Source organism: Streptomyces venetus (genome assembly GCF_039540295.1).
GTDB lineage: Bacteria > Actinomycetota > Actinomycetes > Streptomycetales > Streptomycetaceae > Streptomyces > Streptomyces venetus.
In genome coordinates this window covers 672,952-691,119 of record NZ_BAABET010000001.1, presented here as the reverse complement: position 1 = coordinate 691,119, position 18,168 = coordinate 672,952, and the positions used below count along the sequence as shown (strand labels likewise).

The window sequence follows — 18,168 nt, the reverse complement described above, 5'->3', positions numbered from 1 at the left end:
CGCCGTGGCTCGGGTCGCGCGTCCGCGGGGGCGTCGCGTTCGCGCCCTCAGGCTGCGCGCCCGTGGACGTGCTGTTAGAAGGGAGATGGAAAAACAGACCTCACGGTTCCCCCTTTTCCCTTTCGGTGATCTCGACGTCATCCATTCGTTGTCCATGTGTATTGCCGTTTGAATTGCGAGAGATCGAATGGCAAAGTGAGCGCTTGCTGCCGCATGCGTCGGTGGCGAGTTTCATCAAGGGGAATCAGAAGGAGGGGGCACGTTGCGCAAGCTCAAGCTGCTCGGGTCTCTGGTGGGGGCTGCTCTCGCGGTGGGGGCGCTGTCGACTGCTCCGGCGAGTGCCGCCGCCGGTGACGGCGGAATTTCCGTGAAGAAGGTGCAGCGGGGAAGCGTCACCTGCTTCAATTACTCATGGGGTGACGACGGTATCGCGAGTTACACCGTCTATTACCACAACACGTGCGCGGGCAGCCACGGTCTCTATGTGACGACCAATGCGGGGCTGTCGCACGAGTGCATATGGGTGGGGGGCGGAAAGAAGGGTTCCCACGTCTTCTACACGCCGCCGATCAAGTTCGAGCACAAGAAGACCTGCTGAACGCGAAAGGGCTCCCGGTGACGGGAGCCCTTTCTTCGGTGCGGAGGTCCTACTTGGTCACGCTCGGCGGGGCCAGCGGCGTCGCGGCCTGGGACTGCGGCGAGGTGGAGTTGGCGTAGACCGACGGGGCGGCCATCCCCGCCGTCGGGTCGGAGGTCTGCTCCTCCAGCGGGGCCGTGGCACCGCCGACGATGCGGATGCCGGCCGCGTCGAAGGCCCGCTTGATGCGCCAGCGCAGCTCGCGCTCCACGGTCAGGGACTTGCCGGGCATGGTCTTGGCCGTGACGCGCACGACCATGGAGTCCAGCAGCACGCTGTCCAGACCGAGGACCTCGATCGGGCCCCACAGCAGTTCGTTCCACGGCTCCTCGGCGCCCATCTTCTCGGCGACCTCGTCGAGCGTGGCCTTGACCTTGTCCAGGTCCTCACCGGCGTGGACCGTGACGTCCACGTTGGCCGTGGCCCAGCCCTGGGAGAGGTTGCCGATGCGCTTGACCTCGCCGTTGCGCACGTACCAGATCTCACCGCCGTCGCCGCGCAGCTTGGTCACGCGCAGGCCCACCTCGATCACCTCGCCGGAGGCGACGCCCGCGTCGATCGTGTCGCCGACGCCGTACTGGTCCTCCAGGATCATGAAGACGCCGGACAGGAAGTCCGTGACGAGGTTGCGGGCGCCGAAACCGATCGCCACACCGGCGACACCGGCGGACGCCAGCAGCGGCGCCAGATTGATGTTGAACGCGGAGAGGATCATCAGGGCCGCGGTGCCGATGATCAGGAAGCTCGCGACCGAGCGCAGTACCGAGCCGATCGCCTGGGAACGTTGACGGCGGCGCTCGAGGTTGACCAGCAGGCCGCCCAGGGCTGAGCCGTCCACCGACTGCTCGGTGCGGCTCATCCGGTCTATGAGCTTGGTGATCGCCCGGCGCACCACGATCCGCAGTACTGTCGCTATCACCACGACGAGCAGGACCTGCAAGCCGATCGCGAGCCACGTCGACCAGTTCTGCTCGACCCAGCCGGCGGCGTTCGTCGCCTTCTCCTGGGCGTCCTGGAGCGAGGGGACTCTCGGGGTCTCTGTGTCCGAGGGTGTCGGCGACGGCGACGGACCGGCGGCGAGCAGGATCGCGGACAGGGACACGGCAGATACCTCCAGGTGCAACGGTCTGCCCCGGTGCGGTGGTCCGGCGGGGGTCAAGGTCACGACTGGGTCACCGAAGGGACAGAACCACCACACTAACGGGGCATTGTGTGTGCTCCCTCGGAATGTGTGAAGGAGAGACCGTGCTCACCTGGGCTTGAACAGGCCATGATCTGGGGGATGAATCAGATGTGGTCGAAAACACTCCCAGCCCGTTACCGGGACATGGTGGCGCTTCCACCAGGCATGAGGAGAGACTGACTACGAATCGTCCCGGCGCGAGCCACGCGCCGCCGGCGTCCAAGGAGGCATCCGTGCCGCATGTCCTGGTCCTCAACGCGTCGTACGAGCCGCTAGGTGTCGTACCGCTCCGCCGCGCGCTCGTCCTCGTCCTCGAGAACAAGGCCGTATGTCTCGAGGAGTCCGGCGCCTACCTGCACAGCGCGACCGTCACAGTCCCCGCACCCAGCGTGGTCCGGCTCAAGCGATTCGTCCGGGTTCCCTATCGGGGGCCCGTTCCACTGACCCGCCGGGCGCTGTTCGCCCGCGACGGGGGCCGGTGCATGTACTGCGGTGGCGTCGCAACCAGCGTCGACCACGTCATCCCGCGCAGCCGCGGGGGCAAACACGTCTGGGACAACGTGGTGGCGTCCTGCCGCCGCTGCAACCACGTGAAGGCCGACCGGCATCTCGTCGAGATCGGCTGGCGGCTGCGCCACAAACCCGCCCCGCCCTCCGGCCTGGCCTGGCGCATCATCGGGACCGGTCACCGGGATCCGCGCTGGCTGCCGTACTTGCAACCGTACGGCGCGGACGACGCCATGGCCCGGATCGACGGCATTCCCGCCTGACGACGATCCGGGCCTTCGTATTGCCGCGTGCGGCACCGGCCGGCCCGGGGAACCCCCGTTCCCCCGGGCCGGGCCGTCATGCGGTGCGCCCTTACGCGTACCGCAGCTCCCCCGGGCGCAGCGTGCGGCGCAGCAGGGGCAGCGAGGTGGCCGCGGCCAGCAGGCAGGCGGCGTGGACGGCGAGGGGCACCAGGGCCGTCGCCCATGGCACGGCGCGGCCCGAGAGCGCGGCGTACCACGTGCCGATGGCCATCCCGCCGAGGCCCGCGAGCAGCACCGCGGGCGCCAGCGGCAGCGCGGTCTCCAGCAGCAGGGCCTTGGCGAGCACCGTGCGCGGCACCCCGGCGGCGGCCTGCGCGGCCAGGCCCCGGCGGCGGGTGGCCAGGGACTCGGCTGTGCCGACGGCGAGACCGGACAGGGTGATCGCGAAGGCGACCACGATGGCGGCGCCGGTGAGGTCGAGACCGGTGGTGTAGTAGGACTCGCTCTCGGCGAGGTGCTCCTCGGTGCGCACCACGTCGCCCAGCACCTGCCGGATGCCCAGGAAGCCGGTCCCGACGACCGTCACCAGCAGCACCGCCGCATGGGTGCGGGCGGCCGACCACGGGTCGTCGCGCAGCCGTTCCGCCGCGATCAGGGTCGCCGCCGACCGGGCCCGGACCGCGAGGATCCGCCCGGTCGCCCGCGCGGTGGCGCCGGAGAGCCACACCGCGCCCGCCCCGACCGCGAGGACCGCGCCCATCAGGGTCAGCGGCGGCCCGCCGCCCGGCCGGTCGGCGGCGGCCGTGGACGTCGTGGCCACGGTCAGCAGCGCCATCACCGCCACGACCAGGATCCCGGCGAGGAACAGCAGCCCGGGCCCCCGCCCGCCGCGCGGCCCGACCCGGCGCACCCAGCCGAGCGGCGAGGCCACCACCCGGCGCAGCGCCAGCGCGCCCGTGACCGCGCCCAGGACTGGTACGGCCACGGCGACCAGGGCGATCCCCGCCCACGTCAGGGCGTTCGGCCGGTCCCACAGGCGCAGCAGGAACAGCACCGAGAAGACGGTGGCGACCGCCGAGCCCAGCAGACAGGCCAGCCCGGTCTCCAGTGCCGCGATCCGCCGCACCTGCCAGGGCGTCGCCCCGGCCAGCCGCAGCCCGGCCAGCCGCCGGTCGCGGTGCACCGCGCCGATCCGGGCGCACTGGCCGAGGAAGCCGAGCACCGGCACGAGCAGAAGCAGCAGGCCGACGATCACACCGGACCGCGTACCGGGCTCGTCCAGCAGACCCTCCGCGACGGACACGTCGGCGCTGCCGCGCAGCGAGGCGAGGGCGACGGCGGCCAGCGCGAACCCCGTCGCGAGCGCGGCTCCCGTCGCCGTGAGCGTCACCCGCCACCACTCGCCGCGGTCGGAACCCCGGGTGAGTTCCCAGGCGAGACGCAGATCGGAGCGCAAGGGGTTCATGCCGTCACCCCCAGCGGGGCCACCGTGCCGTCGAGGAGCTGCACCTCGCGGTCCGCGTACGCCGCCACCTGGGCGTCGTGGGTGATCAGCACGACCGCCGTGCCCGACTCGCGGGCCGTGTGGACCAGGGCCGTCATGACCTGCTCGCCGGACAGCGAGTCCAGCGCCCCCGTCGGCTCGTCGGCGAAGACCACCTTCGGGCCGGTGACCAGGGCCCGGGCCAGGGCGGCCCGCTGGGCCTGGCCGCCGCTCATCTCGCCCGGCCGCGCCTCCCCCTGGCCGCGCACCCCGAACCGCTCCAGCCACTCGGCGGCCCGGGCCCGGGCGCCGGCCCGGTCGGTGCCCGCCAGCAGCAGCGGGAGGGCGACGTTGTCCAGGGCCGTCAGCTCGGGGATGAGCTGCCCGAACTGGAACACCACGCCGAACTCGGTGCGGCGCAGCTCGCTCAGCCGCTTCTCGGACAGGTCCTCCAGCCGCCGCCCGTCGTACGTCACCGAGCCCTCGTCCGGGCGGACGATCCCGGCCAGACAGTGCAGCAGCGTCGACTTGCCGCTGCCGCTCGCGCCGGTCACGGCGAGTATCTCGCCCGCGTGCAGCTCGACCGAGGCGCCGCGCAGGGCGGGTGTCCTGCCGTGTGCCTTGGTGAGGCCGCTCGCCGAGAGGAGGGGCACGGGTCTGCTCATACTGCGTCGACCTCCGCGGTCAGGGTGGTCAGCCGGGCCGCCGTGGTGCTCATCCAGCGGAGGTCGGCGTCGAGGTGGTTGAGGGCGTAGTCCGCCGAGAGCACGGTCGCCAGGTCGGCGCCCTTGGCGGCCTTGACCGCCGTGAGTTCCCGCATCCGCTCCATGTGGGCGGTGCGCTGGGCGCTCAGGTACCCGGCCGGGTCGCCGCCCGCGAGGATGGCGACCACGACCTTGGCGAAGATCTCGTTCGCCACGAAGGGGGCGGGCGGCGCGATCGCGCCGGACCAGCGGGACAGTTCGTGCGTCCCCTCGTCGGTCGTGCGGTACATCGTCCGCTCCGGGCCGCCGTCCGAGTCGGTGCCCTCGACTTCGGCGAGGCCGTCCCGGACGAGGCGCTGGAGCGTCGTGTAGACCTGCCCGTAGGCGAGGGGACGGGCCTGGGGGAAGCGTTCGTCGTGGCGTCGCTTGAGGTCGTAGCCATGGCTCGGCCCCGAGGCGAGCAGGCCCAGCAGGATGTGGCGGGTGCTCATGCCGATCATTATGTACTGAGTACATGTACTGAGTGAATAGTGGGGCCTGATCGACTTCCGGCCGGGGGAAGTCCGACCGGAGCTCCGGACAGGTCACTCGGTGACGGCGTACGCCTCCACGGACCACAGCGAGTACCCGTACGGGGTCGCCCGCTTCTCGCCCTGCACCCGCACGAAGCGGACGTCACGCTCGTCCATGCGGACGCTCTCCCGGCCGCCCTTGCCGTCCCGTACCGCGGCCGCCGTGCGCCAGCGGCGGCCGTCCGGCGAGACCTGGACGCGGTACGCCGAGGGGTGGGCGTCCTGCCAGCTCAGCACGAGCTGCCCGAGCCGTGTCGGGCGGGCCAGCTCGACCTGCCACCAGGCGCCGTCGTCGACCGGGGAGGACCAGCGGGTCTCCGGGTCGCCGTCGTTCGCCGCCGAGGCGGGGAAGTCGGGCGTCTCGTCGGCCGAGGAACGTGCCGTGCCGGTGCGCGCCAGGTCGGGTCCGCCGGTGGGCGGGAAGGCCCGGACGGTGAGCGTGCGGGTCGCTCCCGCGAACCCCAGCCGGATGTCGTACGACCGCCCCGGCGAGCCGCGCTCCACGGTCACCTCGACCGGGACCTCCACGGTCGTGCCGCGCGGCACGGTCAGCTCGTTCCTCGGCACCCGCACCTGGACGCCCTCGGGCGCCTTCACGGTGAGCCTGCCCCGGGCGTCGGCGGGGCGCAGCGAGCCCAGCCCGGCCGTCAGCCGCTCCGTCTTGCCGTTCTCGGCGTCCACGCGATCGCGCGGCAGCGACAGGGAGGTGGCGGGGGAGTCCGTGAACCACGGCACCAGATGGCGAACGCGGGAGGCGGCGGGGCCGGTGACCCGGACGGCGTCGGCCCGGAGCCCGCCCCGGGCCCCGGCCGTGCCGGACGCGGCCGGGGCGCGACCCTCCGCCCGGCCCTGCCCGGGTGCGCCCGGCGGCCGCTCTGCCGCCCGGCCCTGGCCCGGTGTCCGGGTCGGGGGCGTGCCCGGTGTGTCCGGCCGGGGGTGGTCCTGCCGGGCCTGGCCCGGTGCCCGCGTCTCGGGCCGGTGCGAGATCTCGTGCCCGGCTTGCTGGTCCTGCCCCGGTGTCCGGGGGCGGGGGTCGTCCTCCCGGGTCCGGCCCGGAGCCTGTGTCCCGGTCGTGGGCGAAGCCTCCGGCTGGTGGTCGTCCCGCTGGTCCTGCCCGGGTGCCTGGGCCCGTGGAGTCCCCGGTGTCGGGGTCGGGGGCGTGCCCGGTGTGTCCGGCCGGGGGGCGTCCTGCCCGGCCCGGCTCGGGGCCTGTGTCCCGGTCGTGGGCGAGGCCTTCGGCTGGTGGTCGTCCCGCCGGTCCTGCCCCGGTGTCTGGGCCCGTGGAGCACCTGGTGTCCGGGTCGGGGACGTGCCCGGCGTGTCCGGCCGGGGGGCGTCCGGCCCGGCCCGGCCCGGTACGCGTACCTCCGTCGCCCCCGACGGGGACAGCCGGCCGACGGTCCGCCAGCCCTCGCCCGGCACATGCAGTTCGACACTGCCCTCGGTGCCGGGGTCGGTGAGGACCGTCACGGCGGTCAGGTCCCGGGGGTGCGGGAAGCGCAGGGTGCGGCCGGCGCCCGGGTCGCCGGGGTTCGGGGGCGGCTCGTGGTGGATGCCCGACCAAGCCGCGTACGCCTTCTGCGCCTGCCGCAGGAACGGGTCCAGCACGTCCGTGCCGACCTCGACCGAGGCCGGTTCCAGCCGGGCCCGCAGCGTGCCGAGCCTGCGATACGCCGTCCAGGCCGCCGCCGTGTCGCCGGCGCGCTGCGCGTCCAGCATGTCGAGCGCGGCCGTGCCCGCCTCGCCGTAGCGGGACAGCTGCTCGGCCCAGGGGGCGACCTCGGAGCCGAGGCCGGTGCCCGTCAGCCGCCGGGGCAGCTCGCGCAGCACCGTGAACGCCTCGCGCAGCCGCCGCCCGGCGTCACCGTCCGTCCCGGCCCCGCCCGCCGTACGGGCCCGCCAGTACGCCTCCGTCAGCGGGCGCAGATACGCGGACTCCTCACCGCCGAGGACCGACGACGCGTCGTTCCCGGCGAGCGCGGCCAGGGCCTCCTCGCGGTCCCGGTCCCCGCCCGCGAGGTCGGTGATCGCGGCCCGCCAGGACTCCCCGGGACGGTAGGCGCGGGGGTTCCAGGCGTAGTCGGCGGCGGTGAACAGCGGGATGCGGGACGCCTCCGGCTGCTGCATCGCGTTGGCGAGCAGGGCGGCCGATCCGGAGGCCACGGCCGGTTCGCGGCCCTGGTAGGGGCCGAGGAAGATACGGCCCGGCTCGTAGTCGTTGACCGGGTAGTTGTCCATCGTGACCAGCGGATGCCCGAACGCCTTCCGCGCGCCGGCCAGTTCGCCGCCCGTGATGGTGCGGGGCACCACCCCGACACCCGTCCAGGCCACCTCGACCTCCGCGTCCAGCGCGTCCGCGAGGGCCCGCCGGTAGTCGGTCGAGCCGTCCTCGTAGTACTCGGTCGGCATCAGGGACAGGGCCGCGGCGCCGGGATGCCGTTCCGCCAGGTGCCGGGTCACCGCGTTCGCCACCCGGGCCTGCGCCCGCGCGGCGGCCCGCGGGCCGGAGCCGAACCGGTCGGCGTCCGCGCCGCAGTGCCACTCGCTGTAGCTGACGTCCTGGAACTGGAGCTGGAAGGCCCGGAAGCCCAGCGCCCACATGGCGTCGAGCTTGCGCGTCAGCGCGCGCACGTCGGCGTCCGAGGCGAAGCACATCGCCTGGCCCGGAGCCACCGCCCAGCCGAGGGTGACGTGGTTGCGGCGCGCCCGCTCGGCCAGCTCCCGGAACTCGGCCCGCTGCCGCGCCGGGTACGGCTCCCGCCAGCGCGCCTGCCGGTACAGGTCGTCGCCGGGGGCGTACAGGTAGCGGTTCTGCTTGGTGCGCCCCATGAAGTCGAGCTGTCCCAGCCGCTGCCCGTGCGTCCACGCGGTGCCGTAGAAGCCCTCGGCGATGCCGCGCACGGCGGTGCCGGGCCAGTCGCGTACGACGGCCGCCGCGAGGGTGCCGTCGGGTCGCAGGAGCTGCCGCAGCGTCTGCACCGCGTGGAACAGTCCGTCCTGACCGGTGCCGGTGAGGGACACGCCGCCCGCGCCCACGGACAGCTCGTATCCCCCGGAGGGGAGCGCGTGCCGGTCGCCCCGGCGTACCGGCTCGGTCGAAGCGCGCACCGTCAGCGCTCCCGGCCGCTGCTCGGCGGAGTCGGTGATCCTGCGGGCCCCGGCCTCGCCCAGCAGCTCGCGCAGGGCCTCGACGGCGTAGGGGTCGGCCCCGGGGCCGGTGATCAGGGCGACCTCGTCCGGCACCGCGACCGGGGCGCCGTTCCCGCGCAAGGACTGCGGCCGCGGCCAGACGGAGAGGTCCGGCCCGGCGCTGTCGGGGGTCGGCGTCGCGGTCGTGCCCGGGGCGGGCGGAGCGGCCACCGCGGCGGGCGGGATGCCGAGGCTTCCGGCGACGACGGCGACCGCGAGAGCCACTGCCCGCTTCCCACGCCTCAGTCCCACAGGCCCCCTCCTGATGTGTTCGACCGGGAGAACGAGCCCACCACCCCTGCGGTGAAGGTGTCAACGGGAGTGGCCGGTGTGGCCGATTTGTCGGACTCTGGAGGAAGTGGAGGGGAGTGGAATGTGAACAGAAGCACGATGTTCGGCCTGGGGCGTCTGTCCTCGCCTCGACTGGGTAGGGCTGCGATAACCCGTCGAACGACGAACCAGACTAGGAGGCCCCCGTGGCTGCGATGACTTTCCTTCCGCTCCCGGCCCCGTCCAAACCCGTGGCGGACACGTCCGCCGAACTCGACCCGCACTACGACGATCCCCGCTACGACGACCCCCACTACTGCATCTTCAGCGCCGAGAGCACCTGCGCCGAGCCGCCGCTGACCAGCGAGCCCCCGCTGCCCGACGCCGAGCCCCTCACCAGTGAACCGCCGCTCGCCGAATCCGCCCCCCTGACCAGCGAGCCCTCCGCCTTCGTGCCGGACTACATGAGGTCCTAGGGGGCCTGGATGACCGCATCCCGGCCGGCCGAACCGCCCTCCGAGGACCTGTCGCGCCTCGCCGACCTGCACGGCGTCGCCACGTCCTACAGCCCCTCCCCGGACCGTTCGGTTCCGGCCTCGGCCACCGCGGTCACCCTCACCCTCGCCGCTCTCGGGGTGGACGCGAGCACGCCCGGCGCCGTCCGCGCCGCGCTCGCCGCCCGGGAGCGGGAACTGGGCGCACGACTGCTGCCGCCCACGGTGGTCGGCTGGGGCACCGGCCCCCCGGCCGCCCTGGCCGCGCTCCCCGACGGCACCCGGCTGCGCGTCGACACCGAGCAGGGCGAGACACACACCTCTGCCGAGCGGCTCCCGCCGGGCGTCCACCGCCTGACCGCCACCGCCCCCGACGGCCGCACGGCCACCGCCCACCTGATCGTCGCCCCGCCCCGCCTGCCCGCCGCCACCGCACGCTCGCACGGACTCCTCGTCCAGCTGTACTCCCTCCTCTCCCGCCGCTCCTGGGGCATGGGCGACCTCGGCGACCTCGCGGAACTGGCCGGCTGGGCCGGGAGGTCGTTCGGCGCCGGGTTCGTCCAGGTCAACCCGCTGCACGCGGCCGTGCCCGGCGCGCCCACCGACCCCTCCCCGTACCGCCCCTCCTCACGCCGCTTCCCCGACCCCGTGCACCTGCGGATCGAGGACGTCCCCGAGTACGCCTACGTCGAGGACCGCGAGCGGCTGCGCCCCCTGCTGGAGGGAGCAGGACGGCTGCGCGAAGCGGTGCTGACGGAGGGCGCGCTGATCGACCGGGACGCCGTGTGGGAGCTCAAGCGGGAGGCGCTGGAGCTGCTGTGCGAGGTGCCGCTCGGTCCCGGCAGGCGCGCCGCCTACTGCGACTTCCTCGCCGGGCAGGGCCATGCCCTGGAGGACCACGCCACCTGGTGCGCGCTCGCCGAGGTGCACGGCTCGGACTGGCACCGCTGGCCGACCGGCCTGCGTGACCCCCGCTCGCCCGACGTCGCCCGCGCCCGGTCCGGGCTCATGGACAGGGTCGACTTCTGGACGCGGCTCGCCTGGCTCACCGACACCCAGCTCACCGCCGCACAGCGCGCGGGCCGCGAGGCCGGGATGCGGGTCGGGATCGTGCACGACCTCGCGGTCGGCGTGCACCCCGGCGGCGCCGACGCCTGGGCGCAGCAGGAGTACTTCGCCGCCGGGATGTCGGTGGGCGCCCCGCCGGACGCCTTCAACGCGCGCGGCCAGGACTGGGGCCTGCCGCCCTGGCGCCCCGACCGCCTGGCCGCCTCGGGCTACACCCCGTTCCGCGAACTGCTCCGCGCCCTGTTCCGCTACGCCGGAGCCCTGCGCATCGACCACGTCATGGGCCTGTTCCGCCTGTGGTGGGTCCCCGAGGGCCGTCCGCCCACGGAGGGCACCTACGTCCGCTACGACGCCGAGGCCATGCTCGCGGTCCTCGTCCTGGAGGCCTCCCGGGCCGGGGCCCTGGTGATCGGTGAGGACCTGGGCACCGTCGAACCCGGCGTCCGCGAGAAGCTCCGCGAGCGCGGGGTGCTCGGCACGTCCGTGCTGTGGTTCGAACGCGACTGGGAGGGTGACGGCCGCCCCCTGCCCCCCGGCGGCTGGCGCTCCGACTGCCTGGCCACCGCCACCACCCACGACCTGCCCTCCACGGCCGCCCGCCTCAGCGGTGAGCACGTCGAGCTCCGTGACAGCCTCGGCCTGCTGACCCGCCCCCTGGCGGAGGAGCGCGCCGAAGCCGCCGCCGACACGGGGGAGTGGCTGGCCCTGCTCAACAGCCTCGGCCTGCTGGACGGCGGCACCGGCGGCACCGACACGTCCTCGGAGGAGGCCGAGATCCAGGCCGTCCACCGCTTCCTGCTGCGCACCCCGGCCCGCATGATCGGCGTCTGGCTCCCGGACGGGGTGGGCGACCGCCGCCCGCAGAACCTTCCGGGCACCTGGGACCAGTACCCGAACTGGCGCCTGCCGATCGCGGACGCGGAGGGGCGCCCTGTGACGCTGGAGGACCTGGCGGCGTCGCCTCGGCTGCACGCGCTGATGAGTGTGCTCCGGGACGGCGGCGCGTGAGGCGAGGGCCTCTCGGGACTCCTTACGGCACCCCGGACGCGCGTCCCCACTCGGCGTTGGATACTTTTGACACCGTGGACAAGAAGAACGCCCTGCGCGCCGGCGCCCTGGCAGCCGGTACGACGCTGATGATGCTGCTCCTGTCGTCGCCCGCCTCCGCGCTCACGCGCGACGACGGTGACGACCCCGGTACGGGCCTGAGCGTCATCGAGACGCTGGGCCTCTTCGTCTTTGCCCCGATCGTGCTGTACCTGGTCATCGCAGGTCTGGTGATGGCCGGCGACAAGTCGCACAAGAAGAAGGACCCGACCAGCTCCAACATCGCCACCAAGGCCGAGGCGAAGAGCGAAGTCAAGGCCTGATCAGCGTTCCTCTTCGAGGGCGTCGCCGCGGTCACCGCGCGACGCCCTCGTTGTCGTCAGGGCCTCTCCGTCCCCGCCAGCAGTTCCCGCAGGAGGCCGGCCAGGAGGGCGGCCCGTTCCGCGTCCAGGGCGGACAGCGCCTCCGTCTGGACGGCCAGGCCCGCCGCGACCGCCTCGTCGACCACCCCGAGGCCCTTGTCGGTGAGCGTGACACGCAGCCCGCGCCGGTCGTGCGGATCCGGCGAGCGGCGCAGCAGCCCCGCACGCTCCAGCTTGTCCAGACGCCCCGTCATGCCGCCGGTCGTGAGCATCAGCGTCGCGGACAGCTGGCGGGGAGAGAGCGTGTAGGGCTCCCCGGAGCGGCGCAGGGTCGCCAGCACGTCGAACTCCCCGCGTGAGATCCCGAACTTCGCGTACGCCTTGGCCATCCGGTCACCCATCGCGAGCGAGAGCCGGCCGACCCGGCCGAAGACCTCCATGGCGGTGGTGTCCAGGTCGGGCCGGACCGTCGCCCACTGCTCGATGATCGCGTCGACGGGGTCCTTGCGCTGCTCAGGGCGTTCGCTCATGGCACGAGTATCGGCCGAGGCTCGGTCACCCGCAAGAAAGTAGCTTGACGGAAAGTTGCTTAGCGCTAAGCTACTTTCTGCCGACCTACTTCGAAGGGTGTCTCCCCATGGCCGCCTCCCGCCCGGCTCTCATCGCCCTCACCGCCCTCGCCCCCATCTCCTGGGGCACGACCTACGCGCTCACCACCGAGTTCCTCCCGGCCGACCGCCCCCTGTTCACCGGGCTGATGCGCGCGCTGCCCGCCGGTCTGCTCTTGCTCGCCGTCGCCCGGGTGCTGCCGCGCGGTGCCTGGTGGTGGAAGGCGGCGGTGCTCGGCGCGCTGAACATCGGCGCCTTCTTCCCGCTGCTGTTCCTCTCCGCGTACCGGCTGCCCGGCGGCATGGCGGCGGTGGTCGGCTCGGCCGGGCCGCTGTTCGTGGCCGGGCTCTCGGCGCTGCTGCTCGGGCAGCGGCCGACCCGGCGCACGCTGCTGACCGGGGCCGTGGCCGCGTTCGGCGTCAGCCTCGTCGTCCTGCGGGCGGCCGGGGCGCTGGACGCGCTCGGCGTGCTGGCGGCTGTCGCCGCCACCGCGTCGATGTCCACCGGCACCGTGCTCACCCAGCGGTGGGGCAGGCCCGAGGGCGTCGGCCCGCTGGCCCTCACCGGCTGGCAGCTGACCGCCGGAGGCCTGCTCATCGCGCCCCTCGCCCTCCTCGTCGAGGGCGCGCCACCAGCCCTGGACGCCCGGGCGGCCGGCGGTTACCTTTACCTCGCCGTCGCGAACACGGCGGTCGCCTACTGGCTGTGGTTCCGCGGCATCGGCCGCCTCACCGCCACCCAGGTCACCTTCCTCGGCCCGCTCTCCCCGCTCACCGCGGCCGTCGTCGGCTGGGCGGCGCTCGACCAGGCGCTCACGCCCGTGCAACTGGTGGGCATGGGGCTGACGTTCGGGGCGACCGTGGCGGGGCAGTTCGTCACTCGGGAGGCACGCGTCGTCAGATTCACCCGAAGGAACCCCCTCGACCGTGCGACGGACCTGACGGACACGGCACCGCGACGGTAGATCCCCCGAGACCACCGGCCCTCGGGACCCCGGGACCACCGGCCTCCGAAAAGACAGGGGCGCCCGGCAAGTCGCCGGGCGCCCCCTTACACGCGTGTGGTCGGCTACTCCGCCGCCGCGTCCGCACGCTGGGCACGCAGGGCGCGCTCCACGCCCGCGCGGGACTCCGAGACCAGCCGCCGCAGGGCCGCGCTCGGCTCGGCCGAGGCCAGCCAGGCGTCCGTCCGGTCCAGGGTCTCCTGCGAGACCTGGACCGTCGGGTAGAGGCCGACGGCGATCTGCTGGGCCATCTCGTGGGAGCGGGACTCCCAGATGTCCTTGACCACCTCGAAGTACCGGTCCGCGTACGGGGCGAGCAGCTCACGCTGGTCGGTCTGGACGAAGCCGCCGATCACCGCCTCCTGCACGGCGTTCGGCAGCTTGTCGGAGTCGACGACCGACGCCCATGCCTCCGCCTTGGCCTCCGGGGTCGGACGGGCGGCCCGGGCCGTGGCGGCGTGACGCTCACCGGCGGCTGTCCGGTCACGCTCGTACTCGCCCGCGATCTCCGCCTCGTCGAACCGGCCGACCGCGGCGAGCCGCTGCACGAACGACCACCGCAGCTCCGTGTCGACGACCAGGCCGTCGATGGTCTGCGAGCCGTCCAGCAGCGCGTCCAGCACGTCCAGCTGCTCGGGCGTGCGGGCCGTCGCGGCGAACGCGCGCGCCCACGCCAGCTGGTGGTCGCTGCCCGGCGCCGCCGCCCGCAGGTGGGCCAGCGTCGCGTCGGTCCAGCGGGCCAGCAGCGCCTCCCGGGCGGCCGGGTCGGCGTACAGGTCGATCGCCAGCTTCACCTGGCGGTGCAGCGACTGCACGACGCCGATGTCGGACTCCTTGCCGATGCCCGAGAGCACCAGGGACAGGTAGTCGCGGGCCGCCAGCTCGGCGTCGCGCGTCATGTCCCAGGCCGACGCCCAGCACAGGGCACGGGGCAGGGAGGACTCGAAGTCGCCGAGGTGCTCCGTGACGAAGGCCAGCGACTGCTCGTCCAGGCGGACCTTGGCGTACGACAGGTCGTCGTCGTTGAGCAGGATCACGGCCGGGCGGCGCTGACCGGCCAGCTGCGGCACGGCCGTCAGCTCGCCGTCCACGTCCAGCTCGACGCGCTCCCGGCGGACCAGCTTGCCGCTCGCCTCGTCGAGCTCGTACAGGCCGACGGCGATGCGGTGCGGCCGCAGCGTCGGCTCGCCCTTGGCGCCGGCGGGCAGGGCCGGGGCCTCCTGGCGGATGGCGAAGGACGTGACGACGTCGTCGGCGTCCGTCTCGATCTCCGGACGCAGCACGTTGATGCCGGCCGTCTCCAGCCAGGCCTTCGACCACGACTTCAGATCACGCCCCGAGGTCTCCTCCAGGGCGCCCAGCAGGTCCGACAGGCGCGTGTTGCCGAACGCGTGCGCCTTGAAGTACGCCTGTACGCCCCGGAAGAACTCGTCCTCGCCGACGTACGCGACGAGCTGCTTGAGTACGCTCGCGCCCTTGGCGTACGTGATGCCGTCGAAGTTGACGAGCACGTCGTCGAGGTCGTTGATCTCGGCCATGATCGGGTGCGTCGACGGCAGCTGGTCCTGGCGGTACGCCCACGTCTTCATGGAGTTGGCGAACGTGGTCCAGGAGTGCGGCCAGCGCGACTCGGGGTGGGCCGCCTGGCAGGCGATCGAGGTGTACGTGGCGAACGACTCGTTCAGCCACAGGTCGTTCCACCACTCCATGGTCACGAGGTCGCCGAACCACATGTGGGCCAGCTCGTGCAGGATGGTCTCCGCGCGCACCTCGTACGCCGCGTCCGTCACCTTCGACCGGAACACGTACTGGTCGCGGATGGTCACCGCGCCCGCGTTCTCCATCGCGCCCGCGTTGAACTCCGGCACGAACAGCTGGTCGTACTTCTTGAACGGGTACGTGTAGTCGAACTTCTCCTGGAACCACTCGAAGCCCTGCCGGGTCACCTCGAAGATGGCGTCCGAGTCGAGGTACTCCGCGAGCGAGGGCCGGCAGTAGATGCCGAGCGGGACGGACTGGCCGTCCTTCTCGTACACGCTGTGCACCGAGTGGTACGGGCCGACGATCAGCGCCGTGATGTACGACGAGATGCGCGGCGTCGGCTCGAAGACCCAGACGTTGTCCTGGGGCTCCGGCGTGGGCGAGTTGGAGACGACGGTCCAGCCCTCCGGCGCCTTCACCGTGAACTGGAAGGTCGCCTTGAGGTCCGGCTGCTCGAAGCTCGCGAACACCCGGCGGGCGTCCGGCACCTCGAACTGCGTGTAGAGGTACGCCTGGTCGTCGACCGGGTCGACGAAACGGTGCAGGCCCTCACCGGTGTTGGTGTACGCGCAGTCGGCGACCACCCGCAGGATGTTGCGGCCCCGGAGCAGGCCGCGCAGGGCGATCCGGGAGTCCGCGAAGATCTCGGCGGGGTCGAGGGAGTCTCCGTTCAGGGTCACCTCGTGCACCGCCGGGGCCACCAGGTCGATGAACGACTCCGCCCCGTTCTCGGCGCCGGCCTCCGCCGTGACGTCGAAGCGCACCGTGGTCACGGACCGGTAGGTGCCGCCCTCCTGCGCGCCGGAGAGGTCGAGTTCGATCTCGTACGAGTCAACGGCGAGCAGCTTCGCCCGCTGCTGCGCCTCCTCGCGGGTCAGGTTTGTGCCAGGCACGCGGTCATCTCCTCGGTATGGGTGGCTTGCGCCATCCTTCCACGGCAGCCTCGCCTCATGCGACGACCTGGGAGTCTTCTAGGGATACCCCTCGGGAGGCGAGGGCCCGGGCGAACTCACGCACCGCCGCCGTCTCCCCGTCCCGGTGTCACACCATGCCGAGAGCCGACTCCGGAACACCCTCCACCGGCACGAACGCCACGTCCTCGCGCCGGTGGTACGCGGCCGTCGGCCGGCACAGCAGCATGCCCGCGCGGCCGGCGGCGACCTGCGTCAGACCCTCCTGGAGAGTGGTCACCACCGGGCCGGGCACGGCGGACGGAACTGGCTGTCGGCGGCCGCACCCGGGGCCCGTGAGGCCGGGTCGGCGCTCTTCGCGAGTGTCTTCAACGCCGCGATCGCCCTCGGGGCGTTCACGGGCGGCCGCACGGCGGACGGGCTCGGTGCGACGGCGGTGCTGTGCGTGGGCGGCGGACTGGCGCTGACGGCCCTGCCGGCGGTCGTACGCGCCGGGCGCCCCGGGGGAGAACGACGTCCGGAAACCGCCGGTGCCCCGGCCGCGCGCGAGCGAGCCTGAAACCATGAACACGACGACCAGGACAGCCATGAAGACGACGGTGTACACCGCCCGCCCCATCGCCCCGCCCGCCCTGAAGGAACTCCGCGAGACGGACGACGCGGGCCGCACGACCTCCCCGTTCACCGACACCGAGGGCGGCGCCCCGCTCCGCTGCTGCCTACGCCACAGCGCCCCGGGCGAACGCATCGCCCTGGTCTCGTACGCCCCGCTGCGCCGCTGGGCGGCGGAAACGGGCGTCGACCCCGGCGCCTACGACGAACAGGGCCCCGTCTTCATCCACGCCGAGGAGTGCGCGGGGCCGGACACCGGCGCCCTCCCCTTCACCAACAGCCACCGCACGGCCCGCCGCTACTCGGCCGACGGGCACATCCTGGGCGGACGGCTGGTCGAGGACTCCGCCGCCTTCGACGAGGCCTTCACAGAAGCGTTCGACGACCCGGCCGTGGCGCTCGTCCACGTCCGGGCCGTCGAATACGGCTGCTTCTACTACGAGGTGCGCAGGCCCTAGCCCTTCAGCTCCGCCGCCACCAGCTCCGCGATCTGGACCGCGTTCAGCGCGGCGCCCTTGCGGAGGTTGTCGTTGGAGAGGAACAGGGCCAGGCCGTTCTCCACCGTCTCGTCGCGACGGATGCGGCCCACGTAGGACGGGTCCTTGCCGGCGGCCTGGAGCGGGGTGGGGATGTCGGTGAGGACGACGCCCGGGGCCTCGGCCAGCAGCTCCGTCGCGCGCTCCGGGGAGATCGGGCGGGCGAAGCGGGCGTTGACCTGGAGCGAGTGGCCGGAGAAGACCGGGACGCGCACGCAGGTGCCGGAGACCTTCAGCTCGGGGATCTCCAGGATCTTGCGGGACTCGTTGCGGAGCTTCTGCTCCTCGTCGGTCTCGTTCAGGCCGTCGTCGACGATGCTGCCCGCCATCGGCAGCACGTTGAAGGCGATGGGGCGCTTGTAGACGCCCGGCTCCGGGAAGTCGACGGCCTCGCCGTCATGCGTGAGCTTGTCGGCGTCGGCGACGACCTTCTGCGCCTGCCCGTGCAGCTCGGCCACGCCCGCGAGACCGGAGCCGGAGACCGCCTGGTACGTGGCGACGACCAGGGCCTCCAGGCCGGCCTCGTCGTGCAGCGGACGCAGCACCGGCATGGCGGCCATCGTGGTGCAGTTCGGGTTGGCGATGATGCCCTTGGGGCGGTTCTTGATCGCGTGCGGGTTGACCTCGGAGACGACCAGGGGGACCTCCGGGTGCTTGCGCCACGCGGAGGAGTTGTCGATCACCACGGGGCCCTGGGAGGCGACCTTCTCGGCCAGCGCCTTGGACGTGGCGCCGCCCGCGGAGAACAGCACGATGTCCAGGCCGGTGTAGTCGGCGGTGGCCGCGTCCTCCACCGTCACGCCGTCCAGCTCCGAGCCCGCGGAACGGGCCGAGGCGAACAGGCGCAGCTCGGTGACCGGGAAGTTCCGTTCCGTGAGGATCCTGCGCATGACCGTGCCCACCTGTCCGGTGGCTCCGACGATTCCGACCCTCACGGTGACTCCCTCTCCTGCGTCTCTTCACGTGCTCGTTGCT

At 73.0% G+C, this 18,168-nt stretch carries 16 protein-coding genes; 8 read left to right on the top strand and 8 right to left on the bottom strand.

All coding sequences use genetic code 11. The annotated features are described in order from the left end of the window. Positions 1-262 precede the first annotated feature (262 nt). Positions 263-598, top strand: a complete 336-nt coding sequence (locus ABEA82_RS03005; RefSeq protein WP_345659745.1) for a hypothetical protein — start codon at positions 263-265, stop codon at positions 596-598. Positions 599-647: 49 nt separating this feature from the next. On the opposite strand, the gene ABEA82_RS03000 is transcribed toward ABEA82_RS03005, so the two are convergent. After that, positions 648-1,739 carry a mechanosensitive ion channel family protein gene (locus tag ABEA82_RS03000; protein WP_345659744.1) on the bottom strand — a complete coding sequence of 364 codons (1,092 nt, stop codon included), beginning with the start codon at positions 1,737-1,739 and terminating at the stop codon, positions 648-650. Positions 1,740-2,053: 314 nt separating this feature from the next. On the opposite strand from ABEA82_RS03000, the gene ABEA82_RS02995 reads away from it, so the two are divergent. After that, entirely contained in the window at positions 2,054-2,590 is a 537-nt protein-coding gene (locus tag ABEA82_RS02995; RefSeq protein WP_345659743.1) for an HNH endonuclease, read from the top strand. Positions 2,591-2,681: 91 nt separating this feature from the next. On the opposite strand, the gene ABEA82_RS02990 is transcribed toward ABEA82_RS02995, so the two are convergent. From ABEA82_RS02990 to ABEA82_RS02975, 4 genes are all read right to left on the bottom strand, one after another. Next, positions 2,682-4,037, bottom strand: a complete 1,356-nt coding sequence (locus ABEA82_RS02990) for an FtsX-like permease family protein (protein WP_345659742.1) — start codon at positions 4,035-4,037, stop codon at positions 2,682-2,684. After that, a complete protein-coding gene (locus ABEA82_RS02985) occupies positions 4,034-4,720 on the bottom strand; it encodes an ABC transporter ATP-binding protein (protein WP_345659741.1) in 687 nt (228 codons plus the stop codon). Before ABEA82_RS02985 ends, ABEA82_RS02990 begins: the two co-directional genes overlap by 4 nt. Then, a complete protein-coding gene (locus tag ABEA82_RS02980) occupies positions 4,717-5,250 on the bottom strand; it encodes a PadR family transcriptional regulator (protein WP_345659740.1) in 534 nt (177 codons plus the stop codon). The genes ABEA82_RS02985 and ABEA82_RS02980 overlap by 4 nt, the downstream gene beginning before the upstream one ends. Positions 5,251-5,343: 93 nt before the next feature. After that, on the bottom strand, positions 5,344-8,772 hold the full coding sequence (locus tag ABEA82_RS02975; RefSeq protein ID WP_345659739.1) for a beta-N-acetylglucosaminidase domain-containing protein: 3,429 nt from the start codon (positions 8,770-8,772) through the stop codon (positions 5,344-5,346). Between the two features lie 224 nt (positions 8,773-8,996). On the opposite strand from ABEA82_RS02975, the gene ABEA82_RS02970 reads away from it, so the two are divergent. The 3 genes from ABEA82_RS02970 (at position 8,997) to ABEA82_RS02960 (ending at position 11,722) form a co-directional block, all read left to right on the top strand. Continuing rightward, positions 8,997-9,266: a hypothetical protein gene (locus tag ABEA82_RS02970; RefSeq protein WP_345659738.1), complete on the top strand. Its 270-nt coding sequence runs from the start codon at positions 8,997-8,999 to the stop codon at positions 9,264-9,266. A gap of 9 nt (positions 9,267-9,275) precedes the next feature. Continuing rightward, positions 9,276-11,360 carry a 4-alpha-glucanotransferase gene (gene malQ / locus ABEA82_RS02965; RefSeq protein ID WP_345659737.1) on the top strand — a complete coding sequence of 695 codons (2,085 nt, stop codon included), beginning with the start codon at positions 9,276-9,278 and terminating at the stop codon, positions 11,358-11,360. A 74-nt stretch (positions 11,361-11,434) separates the two neighbouring features. Further along, entirely contained in the window at positions 11,435-11,722 is a 288-nt protein-coding gene (locus tag ABEA82_RS02960) for a hypothetical protein (protein ID WP_345659736.1), read from the top strand. A 56-nt stretch (positions 11,723-11,778) separates the two neighbouring features. Here ABEA82_RS02960 and ABEA82_RS02955 read toward each other — a convergent pair whose 3' ends face one another. Continuing rightward, positions 11,779-12,291 carry a MarR family winged helix-turn-helix transcriptional regulator gene (locus tag ABEA82_RS02955; RefSeq protein WP_345659735.1) on the bottom strand — a complete coding sequence of 171 codons (513 nt, stop codon included), beginning with the start codon at positions 12,289-12,291 and terminating at the stop codon, positions 11,779-11,781. Positions 12,292-12,398: 107 nt separating this feature from the next. Here ABEA82_RS02955 and ABEA82_RS02950 point away from each other — a divergent pair, with 107 nt between their 5' ends. Beyond that, positions 12,399-13,334 (top strand): EamA family transporter, encoded by a 936-nt coding sequence (locus tag ABEA82_RS02950; protein WP_345659734.1) that lies wholly within the window; start codon positions 12,399-12,401, stop codon positions 13,332-13,334. Positions 13,335-13,438: 104 nt separating this feature from the next. Here ABEA82_RS02950 and pepN read toward each other — a convergent pair whose 3' ends face one another. Next, positions 13,439-16,027 (bottom strand): aminopeptidase N, encoded by a 2,589-nt coding sequence (gene pepN, locus ABEA82_RS02945; protein WP_345659733.1) that lies wholly within the window; start codon positions 16,025-16,027, stop codon positions 13,439-13,441. Between the two features lie 145 nt (positions 16,028-16,172). On the opposite strand from pepN, the gene ABEA82_RS38630 reads away from it, so the two are divergent. Beyond that, on the top strand, positions 16,173-16,604 hold the full coding sequence (locus tag ABEA82_RS38630; protein ID WP_425588469.1) for a hypothetical protein: 432 nt from the start codon (positions 16,173-16,175) through the stop codon (positions 16,602-16,604). A gap of 4 nt (positions 16,605-16,608) precedes the next feature. After that, positions 16,609-17,115, top strand: coding sequence for a DUF1203 domain-containing protein (locus ABEA82_RS02935; protein ID WP_345659732.1), 507 nt, complete (start codon positions 16,609-16,611; stop codon positions 17,113-17,115). Here ABEA82_RS02935 and ABEA82_RS02930 read toward each other — a convergent pair. Then, positions 17,112-18,128, bottom strand: coding sequence for an aspartate-semialdehyde dehydrogenase (locus ABEA82_RS02930; protein WP_345659731.1), 1,017 nt, complete (start codon positions 18,126-18,128; stop codon positions 17,112-17,114). The two genes, ABEA82_RS02935 and ABEA82_RS02930, sit on opposite strands and share 4 nt — an antisense overlap. Positions 18,129-18,168 lie beyond the last annotated feature (40 nt).

Bases quoted from the DNA above. Each gene is read 5' to 3' on its own strand.
- ABEA82_RS02990 (WP_345659742.1), bottom strand. From the start codon at position 4,037: ATGAACCCCTTGCGCTCCGATCTGCGTCTCGCCTGGGAACTCACCCGG.
- ABEA82_RS02985 (WP_345659741.1), bottom strand. From the start codon at position 4,720: ATGAGCAGACCCGTGCCCCTCCTCTCGGCGAGCGGCCTCACCAAGGCA.
- ABEA82_RS02980 (WP_345659740.1), bottom strand. From the start codon at position 5,250: ATGAGCACCCGCCACATCCTGCTGGGCCTGCTCGCCTCGGGGCCGAGC.
- malQ (WP_345659737.1), top strand. From the start codon at position 9,276: ATGACCGCATCCCGGCCGGCCGAACCGCCCTCCGAGGACCTGTCGCGC.
- ABEA82_RS02955 (WP_345659735.1), bottom strand. From the start codon at position 12,291: ATGAGCGAACGCCCTGAGCAGCGCAAGGACCCCGTCGACGCGATCATC.
- ABEA82_RS02950 (WP_345659734.1), top strand. From the start codon at position 12,399: ATGGCCGCCTCCCGCCCGGCTCTCATCGCCCTCACCGCCCTCGCCCCC.
- ABEA82_RS02935 (WP_345659732.1), top strand. From the start codon at position 16,609: ATGAACACGACGACCAGGACAGCCATGAAGACGACGGTGTACACCGCC.